Raw genomic sequence first — 12,759 nt, 5'->3', positions numbered from 1 at the left:
TGCCGGGGCAGTGCCTTGATTTTCAAGCGGGGGGTTCGCCGATGAATACTCAGGCGCAAAGGCGTCGGCAGCGGGCGCAGACGCGTGGATTTGTCACTCTGATCGTGGCGCTGTTGATCCTCGGTTTCGGGAGCTACTTCTTGTTGCGTCCGACCATCGATAACCAAACCAGCAACACGCCGGTAAATACCGTGCGGCGCTTTATCGGATTTGTGGAGTTAAAAGAGTTTACCCAGGCGCGTAATCTGATGACGCCCACGTTCCAAAACACGCCTGGTTGGCATGCGTCGTTGTACAATCTGTACGTTTCGCTCGATCCAGCGGAGACTTCGTATGCACTTACGGGCCAGCAAGGCGATATTGCGCAAGTTCAGTTTTCCAGTGAACAGGGTGGCGTGTTGTATCTGAAAAAGATCAATGGCCGTTGGTTGATCATGAGTCCGAATGAAGTGGATCAGTCGCTTGGCGGCGGGGCAACGGCAAGCGGTTCTTCTTCTGCACAGTAAACGCACGGATGTCAGGAATCAAGAGATGGGCCGGGGCTCGTTGGCGGGCCTCGGCCTTTGCCGTGTATAAGATGTAAAGGAGGCATTTGCATGTCATACGAAATTTTGCTGTTCTATAAGTTCATTCCGATTGATGATCCGGATGCTTTGGTTGCGGAGCAACTACAACTGTGTGAGATGTTGGGTTTGCGTGGACGTGTGATCGTCGCACATGAAGGGATCAACGGCACACTCTCCGGCCCAAAACGGGCGACCGAGGCATATCGAAAATTCATGCATCGCGATGAGCGCTTTGCCGATATGGTCTTCAAAGTCGACGAAGCGGAGGACCATGCGTTTCCCAGGCTATCCGTGCGGCACAAAAGCGAGATCGTTCACTTTGGCGTCGAAGACCAGGTTCGTCCGTGGGAATTAACAGGGAAACGGCTGTCGCCCAAAGAGTGGCATGCCATGTTACAGGAGGAAGATGTCGTCGTGATCGACGGACGAAACGATTACGAGTACGACATCGGCCACTTTCGCAATGCGATACGTCCAGACATCCGCACGTTTCGCGAATTCCCGGAGTGGATTGCAGAGCATAAGGATGAGTGGAAGGGCAAGAAGGTTCTAACCTACTGCACGGGCGGCATTCGCTGTGAGAAACTGTCTGGCTACCTCATGCGCGAAGGCATTGACGAAGTATATCAACTGGATGGCGGCATTGTAACCTATGCCAAAGACCCAGAAGTCAAGGGTCACCTCTTTGATGGGAAGTGCTATGTGTTTGACAATCGGATAGCCGTTCGCATCAACCAAACGGAAGAGGATACAGTGATCTCCCGCTGCAGTCACTGTGGTCAACCATGTGATCGCTATATCAATTGCGCATATTTAGATTGCCATCGTCAGCACTTATGTTGCTTTGCTTGTGAAGTGGAGCGGCATGGTTTCTGCACACCGGAGTGCGAAGCCAAGGCCATTGCTGAAGACAGAGTCGATCCGCTATTTAAACATCTGTCGACGTCGGGGCTGGCACAAGGCTGAGAATGAGCGCCACCAAGGCGAAAACTGCGGCGACAATGAAACTGCCGCGGTATGCCGTTGCGACGGCATGCTGACCCAATGCGGCTGTTAGCAATTCCACGCTCAATCCGCCTATCGTGACGCCGACCCCCATGCCGAGAGTGCGCGACATATTCAGGATTCCGCCAGCCACGCCGAGGTCGTGTTTCGGCGTGGCATTCATCACGCGGGCGTTGTTCGCAGGGGTGAACGCTCCGACGCCACATCCGATGCAGAAAAGGCCGCAGAGAAAAATGGGGGTGCGATACGCATACAACGTGAGCAACACACACCCAATCCCTGCAACAGCCATGCCGACTGCGGCGACACGCTGCTGTGACCATTTGTCTGCCAGACGCCCGGCAAACGGTGTGCAAAGTGCCATACCGATGGGCAAGGTTGTCAGTAGAAGCCCAGCGATGGCTGACGAGCGATGTTCGATATGCACGAACCAGTACGGTACAAGCAGCGTGATCGCGTACATGACGCTGAATGCGAGGATAGAGCTGAGATTGCCGAGCCATATGAGGCGACGTTCGATGTATGCCAGAGAAATCAAGGGCGAGCTGTGCCTTCTCTCCAGAGTCACGAAAAGTGCTCCGAGCAGGACAATTCCCAGAACGATACACGCGGTCACCCCAATGGAGCTATGTGGGCGAAATCCTTCTTTTAAAACATACATTGTCGCCACAAGCATGCCGGCCAATGTGATAGATCCCGCCCAATCGAATGCTGGGTGAGATTGACCATCGCGATCGCGCGGGAGGCAAAGAATGGCCGATAAGATCCCGACAATGCCGACGGGAACGTTCATATAGAAAATGAGACGCCAAGATCCCATGTGTGTCAGAACACCGCCCAATAACGGCCCCAAGCTCAGACCAAGTCCTTGCGCGAGCGCTTGAAAGCCGATGGCTTGGCCGCGGCGGCTTGCGTCGGTCGCTGCGGTGATTATGGAAACGCTGTTGGCCTGCAGCATGGCAGCGCCTATGCCTTGAAGCACGCGAAAAGCGAGGAGGGATGGCAAGCTCCACGCCGCGCCGCAGAGGGCAGATCCGACCAAGAACACGCAAAAGCCAAAGGTATACATCGGCCTTCTACCCAAAATATCGGACAGTCTCCCAAATGTCACGATACAACCCGCCAGTGCGAGCAAATAAATCAAGCTGACCCATTCGATTTGTGCCATCGTTGTTCGAAATGACTGTTCCAGTTTTGGTAAGGCTATGCTGATGATACTCGCGTCAAGGGCCGCCATGAAGGCTCCGAGGCAGACTGTACCTACCACAAACCAGACGCCATGGGGGCTCGAGGAAACAGCTTTAAGGGGAAATCGGTGCAACACTGTACGACCTTTTACATGTGAATGCATCGTGGTCACCTACCGCGTGCGGCGATCCAAAGCCAAGCAAACCTGGTGTCAGCTCGCCAATTCTATGGTCACTATGCATATACTTGTTATGACATCATAACAAGAATGATTCAACACGACCATTGTAACGAAGGCCGTGTCTTTTGTATAGGTCGAATTAGTCCGTGTGTCGAAGGAGGTTGAGGTGAAGGCGATAGCGAGAGGCAGGGTAGCGAACATGGGAATACTCGACGGCTGCACCAGACTCGTCACGCGTGATACGTTCGATTGCAAGCACGGCAGCGGGAGGTTCGAGTTGAAAGACGCTGCAGTCCGTCTCGTCTGCAAGTTCTGCCGAAATCGTCTGATTACCTGAGTTGATTCTCACACCGTTTTGCTCAAAAAATCCATATATGTAATCGTACGCCAAACGTTGGCTAATCACCTTGGCGAGGTCGATGTGATAAGGGGGGACAATGTACGAAGTCTCCCGAAAATAGCACAGGTCGTCGACGTGTGCCGTCCGTTCGATATAGAGAATACGTCGGTTTTTGTTTTGCCGTAAGATGGTGGCCACATCCTCTGGACACTCCCGTTCTTCAAGGCGATCCAGTACAATATTGACCTCGTATCCCGCTGCTCTTAGTTCTTCCGCAAATCCGTATAGTGTTGTGGCTGTGGAATGAAAGGCCTGTTCTGCCACATACGTGCCTTTGCCCTGGCGGCGTATGACAAATCCCGAGCTGACCAAATCGCCAACAGCTTGCCGAACCGTCGTCCGGCTTACGGCAAACAAGGTTGCCAGTTCCGCTTCCGACGGAAGTTGCTGCCCTGCTTCCCATTCTCCGTTGCGAATTTTCGATAACAGCTCGGCTTTTAATTGTTTGTAAAGCGGGACGCTTTCGCGCATGAAACTCGATCCTTTCTCGGGCGGGTATGGTCCCTATCCGCCCTGCTTTCGCTGGCATATACGGAGAGGGGAAGCCGCGGCCTGTGCCAAAGGCTTCCCCTAATACCTTACCAGTTGCGAATGGGTCCGTCATCTATGCAGCCGGGGCGAACGACGCCGCGGACGAAGTTGTCGCTAAGCGGCAGTGTCAAGGCGTACTCTAGCCAATGCGCTTGCTCTTCGACCGGGATGCGATGCACCCATGCGTGCGCCGGGATATGTATATGCCGGTCGCCTTCGCCGCTGATACCGAAATCGACGCTCCAGCCACCCGGCTTACTCAGCCTGCCAGACGTGTCCGTGCGGATGATACGGAAACCGTCGCGCTCGCGATACGCATTCAACACGCTCGCATCAAAAAACAATTGCGCTATATCAGGCTTCTGTTTGGACGTCATGGCTTCAAGCAAGCGCTTTGCCGGAGGTTGCGCGTCAGCGCGATAGAGTGTGTGCTTATCGCTCAATGGGCACCCCTACCATGCTGCCCCATTCTGTCCACGATCCGTCGTAGTTCTTGACGTTTTGGAAGCCAAGCAACTCGCGAAGGACGAACCAGGTATGTGAGGACCGTTCGCCAATGCGGCAATATGCAATGACCTCTTTGTCAGGGGTAACGCCGACCGATTCGTATAACTGCTTAAGCTCAGCTTCCGATTTGAAGGTGCCGTCTTCATTGACAGCCTTGCCCCACGGTACATTGACTGCGCCTGGAATGTGACCGCCGCGTTGAGCTGTCTCTGTCATGCCGGGAGGTGCGATGACCTCACCCGTGAACTCCTGTGGACTCCGGACGTCGACCAGAGCGACATTACCCTTGTTGAGCGAATTCAAAACGTCGATTTGACGAGCGCGAATGGAAGTGTCGAGATCGCGGTTTGGAACAGGGTATTGCGTTTTCGTGCGCGACGGAACTTCCTTGACGAGTTCGCGACCTTCGAGTTCCCACTTTTTACGGCCGCCGTCCATCAGTTTGACGTTCTCGTGACCGAAGATCTTCAATTGCCAATAAGCAAATGCAGCGAACCAGTTGTTGTTGTCGCCGTAGAGGACGATGAGCGTCTCTGGCGTTGCGCCGCTATTGCTCAACAGCTCCGCCCACTGTTCGTGGTTCAGAATGTCGCGGCGAACTTGGTCATTCAATTGGGTCGTCCAGTTCCACGCGATAGCGCCTTGAATATGACCACTTTCGTATGCGCTGGTGTCGACATCGACTTCTACGAGAAGTACGTTGGGATCATTTTTGTGGGCTGCTACCCACTCTGTTGTGACAAGTACGTCCTTTGCCATGGTACGACCTCCTTGAAATCGGAACGTAGAGGTGGCAAACCGAAAACCTTGTTTTCCGACCCCTTAAATTAAAATTAGAGAATGTCGCGTCAATACGCAAGAGGAAATTCTCCATTTTTCTAGCGCTTCCTTCCGGCAGAAAGACACTATCCGAGGTGCTTGTGATAGAGTAGATGTGTTGGTATGAACCGCCGATGCGGATGGATCACCCAGTGCGCAGGCGGGTGAACGGAGGATGCAGCGTGTCATACGATTTTGATCAAGTCATTGACAGGTGGAATACCGCGGCCTCGAAATGGGACTCCTTGGCCTCGCGATTTGGCCGCACAGATGTTTTGCCCATGTGGGTTGCTGATATGGATTTTCCGTCGCCTTCAGCCGTACAAGAGGCGTTGATGCGCCGCGTTCAACATGGAGTCTATGGGTATACCATTAAGTCTCAAGCCTATGTCGACAGTATCGTGTCTTGGATGCAGCGCAGGCACAAGTGGACCATTGCGCCTGAAGCGATTGTCCCCGCACCAGGGGTGGTGCCTGCATTATCCGTGATCGTCCAGGCCTTCACAGAACCAGGAGAAGGTGTGCTGATCCAGCCGCCCGTATATCACCCATTCAAGCGGACGATTGCGAGTTGGAATCGAACTGTCATTGAAAATCCACTCGTGGAACGTAACGGTCGCTATGAAATCAATTTTGCAGACCTTGAGGAGAAGGCGCGTCAGGCCAAGATTATGTTTTTGTGCTCTCCTCACAATCCTGTGGGGCGCGTCTGGACAGAGGATGAACTCAGGCGGGTCGGTGAGATTTGTCTACGTCACGATGTGCTCGTGGTGGCTGATGAAATTCATGCGGATCTCGTCTTTGCGCCACATCGCCATATTCCGTTTGCGTCGCTGGATCCAAGCTTTGCGGCTCGCTCGATCACGTGCGCGGCTCCGAGCAAGACCTTTAATTTGGCTGGGCTGAATACTGCTTACATCATCGCCGAAGATGGCGATTTGCGGCGCAAGTACCAGACTGCGTCGGCGCGCGCCGCGATGGCGGAGTTAAATGTATTTGGCGTTGAGGCGATGATTGCGGCATACAACCACGGTGAAAACTGGCTGGATGATTTGTTGCATTACCTTGCAGGCAATCTCGATTTTATGGAGTCATTTTTACAACAAAACGTTCCCGAAGTGCGCATGTTCAGGCCGGAAGGAACGTATCTGGTATGGCTCGACTTTCGTGCACTGGGGTTGAGTCCGAAAGAACTCGATCAGTTTTTGATTGAAGAAGCTCGCCTAGGCTTGAACGAGGGCCACCTATTCGGTCGGGAAGGTGAGGGCTTCCAACGCATGAACATCGCTTGTCCACGCGCCTTGCTCGAACAAGGACTGCAACAATTGGCCGGAGCGATAAAGGCACGAAGGAAAGGGTAAAGGGAGGGAGAAGGCTTGGCGTGATTGGCTGCCAGCCGCCCATCCCGGATACGTCGCGGAACGCTCGCTTACGAGGTGTCATACTATACCCTGACTGTATCCCGCTCTTGTATTACTCGACAAGGAGGGATAAGGGGATGGCACCTGCCAAGGACGCGCGCGTAAAATCGCTGCTTACAAATCGGGAACGGGAGGTATTTGAACTCCTTGTTCAGGATAAGACGACCAAAGAGATCGCCGGGCAGCTGTTCGTCAGTGAGAAGACGGTTCGCAACCATATCTCGAATGTGATGAAAAAGCTGAACGTCAAAGGCCGGTCGCAAGCGGTTGTCGAATTGGTTCGATTGGGTGAGCTTGTGATTTGATCCGAACACCCCTACTTAGGTAGGGGTGTTCAGCGTCTTATTTGGCAGTGAACTTCATGTCGAGATTTGTCCGTTGACCGTCGAAATTGCTGAGTGGTACTATTTACTGGACGCAAGCATGGACGGGATGTGGACAAGGCTTGGTGGAGTTCAACGAGTACGTTGAGGAAATTGAAAAGTCCCTTCGCTTAGTGGCAGCTGCTGTCCGCCGCAAGGGCCGTGTTTTATTGCGAGAACACGACATTACCTCGCCGCAGTTCGATGCTCTCATCGCACTCAACAACGAGGGGGAACTGACGATTGGTGAGTTGTCGTCCAAGCTGTATCTCGCGTATAGCACGACGACCGACTTGGTGGATCGATTGGAAAAGGCTGGCTACGTCTGCCGACAAAGGGACTTGGTGGATCGTCGCGTTGTGCGCGTTCAATTAAGGCCGCCGGGGGCACAAATTATTGAAGAAGTGCTTCGTGCTCGCCGCGCCTATTTACATACTATATTAAGCCATGTCGACGTTTCGACGCGCAAGACAATTTTAGAAGCACTCGAACTGCTTTTGACGAATATGGCTAATCAGTAGGCGCCAGCCTACGGCGTGTTGCAGGTCGTAGCGATTGGTGCTCATCGACACCTGAGATCAGCGTGAGGAGTGCACATACCTTGGAAACGTCGCGGCTGCCGATAGGTGTGTTCGATTCGGGCATTGGCGGTTTAACAGTGATGCGTGCTATACAAGAGCGCTTACCACATGAGTCTGTGGTTTACTTTGGAGATCGTGCTCGTTGTCCGTATGGCGACCGTCAGCCAGAGGAAGTCATTCGATTTTCGGAAGAAATTGCAGATTATCTGTTTGCGAGCGGCATTAAATTGTTGGTCGTCGCGTGTAATACGGCAACAGCGGTCGCCTTGCACAATCTTCAAGAGCGACTCCCGATTCCGGTCGTCGGCGTGATCGCTCCTGGGGCTTTATCGGCAGTCAGGGCGACGCGCAATCGTCGTATCGGTGTCATCGGGACATCCGTGACCGTCTCGAGCCATGCTTACCGGAAGGCCATCTGTACAATCGCGCCTGACATCGTTGTACATGAGTTGGCTTGTCCGTTGTTTGTGCCACTCGTTGAACGGGGCCAATTGGATGGGGATCACGTCGAGGCTGTCGTCCGCCAATCGCTTAAGCCCTTGGCCGGCAGTGATATCGACAGTTTGGTGCTCGGTTGCACCCATTATCCGTTGCTTGCACCGATCATCCGACGTGTGATGGGTGCCGCGGTGCAGGTCATCTCGTCGGCCGATGCGACGGCGGCTCACGTGGCAAGGTTGCTTGCCGAGCGCAACCTTCGTAATACAGATTCTGCCAAACCTATGTACCGCTATCTCACATCAGGGGACTCAGCCAGTTTGAAGGTGGCACTCGCCAACTGGTTTGCGGAACCTGTGGTGGCTGCAGCGGTTGAACATGTGGATGCTCCACTCGTCGTGACAATTGAGCGCATGGTGAATCCCTAAGGATGGTCTGATAAATGATGCGATTGTTCATTGCCACAAAGAATGTGCATAAGGTTGAGGAATTTCGGTTGCTACTCGCAGATATCCCGGCTGAGCTTCTGCCCCTGCCTGCGGAATTGCCTGAAGCGCCTGAGACTGCGACGACGTTTCTTGCGATTGCCCAGGAAAAAGCCCTGTTTTATGCGCGACAACTCGGTGCTATGGTGTTAGCGGACGATTCTGGCTTGGTTGTACCCGAACTCAATGGCGAACCAGGGATCTATTCAGCGCGCTATGGTGGAAAACACGGCGATGATCTCGCGAATCATGCTAAGCTAATTGCACGCATGCACGAGAAAGGGCTTTCGTCGGCAGAGGCGTACTTTGCATGTGCTGTCGCGTTTGCCAACGCAGATGGTGTCATCGGCGCCGTCGAGGGACGAGTGACCGGGACCGTCCACGACTTTGCGCGGGGTACACATGGCTTTGGCTACGATCCGCTGTTCACACCACATGGCGAAGGGCGTCGCTTCGCAGAGATGTCCATGGAAGAGAAAGCTGCATACTCCCATCGCGCGAAGGCAGTTGAACTCATTCGACCTATCTTGATATCAATGGCGGAATCGACTAAACTATCATAGGTGGAGTTACGCGTGCGGGTGTAGTTCAATGGTAGAACTCCAGCCTTCCAAGCTGGTAGCGTGGGTTCGATTCCCATCACCCGCTCCATGTCTCAGTAGCTCAGCTGGATAGAGCAACAGCCTTCTAAGCTGTGGGTCGGGGGTTCGAATCCCTCCTGGGACGCCACGGTGGCCAATGCTTGAGCATCCCGACAGGGGTGCTCGATTCGCAAATATGATATTTGTGCGTTGTCTGGATAACCGTGATTTGCCGTAGGTGGGCTACTCCGCCTGAAATCGTGAGTGATATTGAAAGCTGCCGGTCCGACGGTTGCGAGGACTGTTAGGAGGAAATGATGGATGACGGCTAAGTGGGAAAAGACCGAGGCGAATGTGGGTGTGCTGGAGGTCGAAGTCGCCAGCGAACGGTTTGCGAAGGCTCTGGATGAAGCGTTTAAACGCGTGGTGAAGCGCGTAAACGTGCCTGGTTTCCGCAAGGGTAAGGTACCGCGCAAACTGTTTGAAGCTCGTTTTGGTGTGGAGTCTCTGTATCAGGATGCGGTCGATATCCTGTTGCCGCAAGCGTATCAGGAGGCCGTCGTTGAGACAGGGATCGAACCGGTGGATCAACCTGCCGTCGATGTGGTGCAGGTGGAGACGGGCAAACCGTTCATTTTTAAAGCTACGGTCACGGTCAAGCCGGAAGTCCAACTGGGAGAGTACAAAGGGCTCGAAGTCGAGGACAAGTCGTTCGATGTGACAGATGAGACCGTTGAAGAAGAATTGCAGAGCATTTTGCGCAGCCATGCCCAAATTGAAGTGATTGAAGATGGTGCAGTGGAGAACGGTGATACGGTCAGTATTGACTTCAAGGGCACCATCGACGGCGAAGAGTTTGAAGGCGGCGAAGCGGAGAATTTCCAATTGGAGATTGGGAGCAACGCCTTAATTAAGGGGTTCGAAGAGCAACTGATCGGTATGAAACCCGGTGAGGAACGCGATATTGAGGTCACGTTCCCTGACGATTATCACGTCAAGTCTTTGCGTGAAAAACTCGCGAAGTTTCATGTGTTGCTGCACGATATTAAGCGGCGCGTGCTGCGCGAACTGAACGACGAGTTCGTCCAGGAAATCAGCGAGTTTCAGACGGTGGACGAGTTTAAGGCTGACTTGCGCAAATCGTTGGAAGAACGAGCAAAAGTTCAGCATGATCGATATATTGAAGATGAGGTCGTCAAAAAAGCTACGGCCAATGCGACGATTGAACTTCCAGCGGTTATGGTAGAGCACGAGATTGAGCATCAACTTGGTCACTTTGCTCAACAGCTGCAAATGCAGCAGATTCCGTTCGATGCATACCTCGAGTTTACTGGGTTGACTCTGGATGAGCTGAAAGACCAGTACCGGGAGGCGGCAGAGCAATCTGTGCGCATTGGCTTGGTGCTTGAGGCGATTGCAAACGCGGAGAATGTCGAGGTTACATCTGAGGACATTGAGGCAGAATTGCAGAAGATCGCAGACAATACGCAACTGGAGCTCGAGCGTGTACGTCAGTTGATGAATATGCGAGATCCCGGTTTGGCATCGTTCCAGGGCGAGTTGAAGACCCGCAAGACCATTCAACTATTGGTGGATCATTGCAAGGTTGTGTGATTTGCGCAAGTCTGAAGAAAACTGAAAGATGGACTGACAACAAGACAAGGTGTGATGCCTTGTCTTGTCCCGCACATAGCGTGAATTGCAAAAGGAGGCCGGGGTATGAGTCTGATTCCGTATGTCATTGAACAAACCAGCCGTGGGGAGCGGTCGTATGACATTTATTCGCGGCTGTTAAAAGATCGCATCGTATTACTTGGAACGGCAATTGACGACAACGTAGCGAATGCGATTGTCGCCCAACTTTTGTTTTTGGCGGCTGATGATCCGGAAAAGGACATCCAACTGTACATCAATAGCCCCGGCGGTTCTGTCACCGCGGGACTGGCCATATATGATACAATACAGCATATTCGTCCGGCTGTTTCGACCATGTGCGTCGGGATGGCAGCGAGCATGGGTGCTTTCTTGTTGGCTGCGGGCGAGAAGGGAAAACGCTATGCATTGCCGAATGCTGAAATCATGATCCACCAGCCGCTCGGGGGAGTCCAGGGTCAGGCGTCTGACATTCAAATTCATGCTGAGTGGATGCTCAAGACGAAAGACAAACTCAACCGACTTCTGGCTGAGCGGACGGGTCAACCGCTTGAAGTCATTGAACGCGACACGGATCGCGACAACTTCATGTCGGCCGACGAAGCGAAGGCGTACGGTTTGATCGACGAGGTACTGGGTACTCCGTAAGCGGATCGTTGCTTGGGATTGTGCTTTGCCTCGGACGGTGGGTGTGGTAACCTCGAATTGGGGAGGGAACGAGGAATGTTCAAATTTAACGAGGAAAAGGGCCAACTGAAGTGTTCCTTCTGTGGCAAGACACAGGAGCAGGTACGCAAGTTGGTCGCTGGACCCGGTGTCTATATCTGCGACGAATGTATCGAATTGTGCAACGAAATCGTCGAAGAGCAACTGGGTGAAGAAGACGATTTTGAATTGAAGGACGTTCCGAAGCCCACTGAAATCAAAGCGATTTTGGATCAGTACGTCATTGGGCAGGAGCAGGCGAAGCGTTCGCTGTCCGTTGCGGTATATAATCACTACAAGCGCATTAACGCCGGAACGCAAAAGAACGACGATGTCGAGTTGGCAAAGAGCAATATTTTGTTGATTGGGCCGACGGGTAGCGGTAAGACTTTATTAGCACAGACGCTCGCCCGCATTCTCAATGTGCCTTTCGCCATTGCGGATGCGACATCGTTGACAGAAGCGGGATATGTCGGTGAAGACGTGGAAAATATCCTGTTGAAACTGATTCAGGCGGCCGATTACGACATCGAAAAGGCGGAGCGCGGGATTATCTACATCGACGAAATCGATAAGATTGCGCGCAAGTCGGAAAACCCATCTATCACGCGTGACGTGTCGGGTGAAGGCGTCCAGCAGGCATTGCTGAAGATCCTGGAGGGCACCGTGGCAAGCGTGCCTCCGCAGGGCGGGCGTAAGCACCCGCATCAGGAATTCATTCAGATTGACACGACAAATATTTTGTTTATCTGCGGTGGTGCGTTTGATGGCATCGAGCCAATCATCAAACGGCGTTTGGGCAGTAAGGTGATTGGGTTTGGCAGTGTCAATTTGGCGCAAGATACAAAGGATACCGCCATTATGCACCATGTTTTGCCGGAAGATCTGCTGAAGTTCGGCCTAATTCCGGAATTCATTGGCCGTCTGCCGGTTGTGACAACGCTTGATGCGCTTGATGAGGAGGCGCTTAAGCGAATTCTCACCGAACCGAAGAATGCGCTCGTCAAGCAGTTTCAAAAGTTGCTTGACATGGACAATGTGGTGTTGGAGTTCCATGAGGATGCACTTGAGACCATCGCAAAAGAGGCAATCCGTCGCGGCACGGGGGCTCGTGGGCTTCGTGCCATCATCGAAGCGATTATGCTCGATGTGATGTATGAACTGCCCTCGCGCGATGACATCCAGAAGTGCATCATTACGAAGGCGGCCGCATTGCGCGAAGATTCGCCTATCGTCTTGAAGAAGGACGGAAGTTCGATACCGTTTAAGCATAAGTCGGAGGAGACCGCGTAAGGTCGATAGCAATCCATAACCGGAACCAACCGTTTCGACGGAG

14 protein-coding genes and 2 tRNA genes are annotated in these 12,759 nt (G+C 53.1%); 12 read left to right on the top strand and 4 right to left on the bottom strand.

Annotated features, from left to right (window positions below; genetic code table 11):
• Nucleotides 1-41 precede the first annotated feature (41 nt).
• Nucleotides 42-506, top strand: a complete 465-nt coding sequence (locus BLU70_RS05665; RefSeq protein WP_006446725.1) for a hypothetical protein — start codon at nucleotides 42-44, stop codon at nucleotides 504-506.
• 90 nt (nucleotides 507-596) lie between these two features.
• Complete coding sequence (trhO, locus tag BLU70_RS05660; RefSeq protein ID WP_040289264.1) at nucleotides 597-1,532, top strand: oxygen-dependent tRNA uridine(34) hydroxylase TrhO; 936 nt, start codon at nucleotides 597-599, stop codon at nucleotides 1,530-1,532.
• On the opposite strand, the gene BLU70_RS05655 is transcribed toward trhO, so the two are convergent.
• From BLU70_RS05655 to BLU70_RS05640, 4 genes are all read right to left on the bottom strand, one after another.
• Nucleotides 1,495-2,922, bottom strand: coding sequence for an MFS transporter (locus tag BLU70_RS05655; RefSeq protein ID WP_040289263.1), 1,428 nt, complete (start codon nucleotides 2,920-2,922; stop codon nucleotides 1,495-1,497). The genes trhO and BLU70_RS05655 overlap by 38 nt on opposite strands.
• Nucleotides 2,923-3,079: 157 nt before the next feature.
• The gene (locus tag BLU70_RS05650) at nucleotides 3,080-3,811 is read right to left on the bottom strand and encodes a GntR family transcriptional regulator (RefSeq protein WP_006446722.1); all 732 of its coding nucleotides are present in this window, start codon (nucleotides 3,809-3,811) and stop codon (nucleotides 3,080-3,082) included.
• A gap of 107 nt (nucleotides 3,812-3,918) precedes the next feature.
• Nucleotides 3,919-4,314 carry a hypothetical protein gene (locus BLU70_RS05645; protein WP_074692577.1) on the bottom strand — a complete coding sequence of 132 codons (396 nt, stop codon included), beginning with the start codon at nucleotides 4,312-4,314 and terminating at the stop codon, nucleotides 3,919-3,921.
• Nucleotides 4,304-5,137, bottom strand: coding sequence for a sulfurtransferase (locus BLU70_RS05640; protein WP_006446720.1), 834 nt, complete (start codon nucleotides 5,135-5,137; stop codon nucleotides 4,304-4,306). The genes BLU70_RS05645 and BLU70_RS05640 overlap by 11 nt, the downstream gene beginning before the upstream one ends.
• 200 nt (nucleotides 5,138-5,337) lie before the next feature.
• Here BLU70_RS05640 and BLU70_RS05635 point away from each other — a divergent pair, with 200 nt between their 5' ends.
• The 10 genes from BLU70_RS05635 (at nucleotide 5,338) to clpX (ending at nucleotide 12,716) form a co-directional block, all read left to right on the top strand.
• Nucleotides 5,338-6,558, top strand: a complete 1,221-nt coding sequence (locus tag BLU70_RS05635) for a MalY/PatB family protein (protein WP_074692643.1) — start codon at nucleotides 5,338-5,340, stop codon at nucleotides 6,556-6,558.
• Between the two features lie 137 nt (nucleotides 6,559-6,695).
• On the top strand, nucleotides 6,696-6,923 hold the full coding sequence (locus tag BLU70_RS05630) for a helix-turn-helix domain-containing protein (RefSeq protein WP_006446718.1): 228 nt from the start codon (nucleotides 6,696-6,698) through the stop codon (nucleotides 6,921-6,923).
• A 143-nt stretch (nucleotides 6,924-7,066) separates the two neighbouring features.
• Nucleotides 7,067-7,501 (top strand): MarR family winged helix-turn-helix transcriptional regulator, encoded by a 435-nt coding sequence (locus tag BLU70_RS05625; protein WP_237716434.1) that lies wholly within the window; start codon nucleotides 7,067-7,069, stop codon nucleotides 7,499-7,501.
• Between the two features lie 80 nt (nucleotides 7,502-7,581).
• Nucleotides 7,582-8,427, top strand: a complete 846-nt coding sequence (murI, locus tag BLU70_RS05620) for a glutamate racemase (RefSeq protein WP_040289260.1) — start codon at nucleotides 7,582-7,584, stop codon at nucleotides 8,425-8,427.
• Nucleotides 8,428-8,441: 14 nt separating this feature from the next.
• On the top strand, nucleotides 8,442-9,047 hold the full coding sequence (gene rdgB / locus BLU70_RS05615; RefSeq protein ID WP_074692574.1) for an RdgB/HAM1 family non-canonical purine NTP pyrophosphatase: 606 nt from the start codon (nucleotides 8,442-8,444) through the stop codon (nucleotides 9,045-9,047).
• A gap of 14 nt (nucleotides 9,048-9,061) precedes the next feature.
• Nucleotides 9,062-9,135, top strand: a tRNA-Gly gene (locus tag BLU70_RS05610).
• 1 nt (nucleotide 9,136) lies between these two features.
• Nucleotides 9,137-9,213: transfer RNA gene (locus tag BLU70_RS05605), tRNA-Arg, on the top strand.
• Nucleotides 9,214-9,386: 173 nt separating this feature from the next.
• Nucleotides 9,387-10,679 (top strand): trigger factor, encoded by a 1,293-nt coding sequence (gene tig / locus BLU70_RS05600; protein WP_006446714.1) that lies wholly within the window; start codon nucleotides 9,387-9,389, stop codon nucleotides 10,677-10,679.
• A gap of 105 nt (nucleotides 10,680-10,784) precedes the next feature.
• Nucleotides 10,785-11,366: an ATP-dependent Clp endopeptidase proteolytic subunit ClpP gene (gene clpP / locus BLU70_RS05595; protein ID WP_006446713.1), complete on the top strand. Its 582-nt coding sequence runs from the start codon at nucleotides 10,785-10,787 to the stop codon at nucleotides 11,364-11,366.
• Between the two features lie 75 nt (nucleotides 11,367-11,441).
• On the top strand, nucleotides 11,442-12,716 hold the full coding sequence (gene clpX, locus BLU70_RS05590) for an ATP-dependent protease ATP-binding subunit ClpX (RefSeq protein WP_040289259.1): 1,275 nt from the start codon (nucleotides 11,442-11,444) through the stop codon (nucleotides 12,714-12,716).
• Nucleotides 12,717-12,759 lie beyond the last annotated feature (43 nt).

This window comes from Alicyclobacillus hesperidum, assembly GCF_900107035.1.
GTDB classification, from domain to species: Bacteria; Bacillota; Bacilli; order Alicyclobacillales; family Alicyclobacillaceae; genus Alicyclobacillus; species Alicyclobacillus hesperidum.
Note: the sequence above shows the minus strand (reverse complement) of the source record. Positions and strands in the feature narration are given on the sequence as shown.

Coding starts and splice junctions, on each gene's coding strand:
- BLU70_RS05665 (WP_006446725.1), top strand. CDS start 42: ATGAATACTCAGGCGCAAAGGCGTCGGCAGCGGGCGCAGACGCGTGGA.
- trhO (WP_040289264.1), top strand. CDS start 597: ATGTCATACGAAATTTTGCTGTTCTATAAGTTCATTCCGATTGATGAT.
- BLU70_RS05655 (WP_040289263.1), bottom strand. CDS start 2,922: ATGCATTCACATGTAAAAGGTCGTACAGTGTTGCACCGATTTCCCCTT.
- BLU70_RS05650 (WP_006446722.1), bottom strand. CDS start 3,811: ATGCGCGAAAGCGTCCCGCTTTACAAACAATTAAAAGCCGAGCTGTTA.
- BLU70_RS05640 (WP_006446720.1), bottom strand. CDS start 5,137: ATGGCAAAGGACGTACTTGTCACAACAGAGTGGGTAGCAGCCCACAAA.
- BLU70_RS05635 (WP_074692643.1), top strand. CDS start 5,338: ATGGATCACCCAGTGCGCAGGCGGGTGAACGGAGGATGCAGCGTGTCA.
- BLU70_RS05630 (WP_006446718.1), top strand. CDS start 6,696: ATGGCACCTGCCAAGGACGCGCGCGTAAAATCGCTGCTTACAAATCGG.
- rdgB (WP_074692574.1), top strand. CDS start 8,442: ATGATGCGATTGTTCATTGCCACAAAGAATGTGCATAAGGTTGAGGAA.
- tig (WP_006446714.1), top strand. CDS start 9,387: ATGACGGCTAAGTGGGAAAAGACCGAGGCGAATGTGGGTGTGCTGGAG.
- clpP (WP_006446713.1), top strand. CDS start 10,785: ATGAGTCTGATTCCGTATGTCATTGAACAAACCAGCCGTGGGGAGCGG.
- clpX (WP_040289259.1), top strand. CDS start 11,442: ATGTTCAAATTTAACGAGGAAAAGGGCCAACTGAAGTGTTCCTTCTGT.